The organism is Bacillus sp. mrc49 (assembly GCF_002803435.1).
Map to the genome: position 1 here is coordinate 1 of NZ_PHNG01000462.1, position 1,022 is coordinate 1,022.

2 protein-coding genes are annotated in these 1,022 nt (G+C 46.9%); both read left to right on the plus strand.

The genetic code is table 11. The features are described from left to right. A partial coding sequence (locus tag CVN76_RS03610) for an ABC transporter ATP-binding protein (RefSeq protein WP_157805501.1) occupies positions 1 to 464 on the plus strand: 464 nt, incomplete at its 5' end. Then, positions 457 to 1,022, plus strand: a 566-nt coding sequence (locus CVN76_RS03615) for a hypothetical protein (protein ID WP_100530329.1), incomplete at its 3' end; no start/stop codon positions are given. The genes CVN76_RS03610 and CVN76_RS03615, both read left to right, overlap by 8 nt.

Sequence of the window (1,022 nt, forward strand, 5' to 3'; positions counted from 1 at the left end):
TTCAGAAGGCGATCGAAGCAACGAACCTGTCTGAATTGAAAGAACGTGCTGTCGACGAATTATCGGGAGGGCAGAGGCAGCGGGCATGGATCGCGATGACGCTGGCACAGGATACGGACATCATATTGCTGGATGAACCGACTACATATCTCGATATGACCCATCAAATCGAGATTCTTGACTTATTGTTCGATTTGAATGAGCTTGAGAATCGAACGATCGTTATGGTTCTGCATGATTTGAATTTGGCATGCCGTTATGCGGATAATTTGGTTGCGGTTAAAGACGGGGCGATACATGCGGAAGGACGACCAGAGGAAATCATCACGCCCGGGTTGGTTCAGCAAGTATTCGGGATGGAATGCCATATCTCCTTTGATCCCATTTTCGGCAGTCCCATGTGCATCCCATATGGGAAGGGGCGTTACGCACAAAGCCGGATGAAAGCGATGGCCAATGGTTAAGCTCACACCAACCATGGAAAAAGAGCTGCAAGGCTTTCGCGTATCGGTACGTGGAAACGAAGACTCAAAGACCATTTGTAATGTTGAAGAGCTAATATCGTATGCACAAGCCCGGACAGGGGCGGAGACGTCAAAAATAGCCATGTCGATGTGGTTCAGACGATATGCTTTTTTTGTTACGGCACAATTGTACATGGTCAGTAAGCATCGGCTTGCCTGGGAGGGCACACTGAGGGACGTGGGAGTTTTGGATGATCCGGAAGATGAACATTGGCTGCCGGATTTTTTATTGAAAAAAAACCGGTGGGGAATTGTTCAGGAAAAGGAAAGTTCCGTTGCCCTCCAGACGATATTAAGCAGGTTTGGTGCGGATGCCATTACCCCGGTTATCAAAACCACAAAAATATCGAAACTTGTACTGTGGGAAACGATTTGGAGCTATACGGTATGGATGTATAGCGAGTTATTGAAACTGTCTGATATAAAGGCACGTGTTGAAGCGGACATAAATTGTCTGCTGGAAGATGAAATATGGCAGAATATCGAAAGGCGTTCACC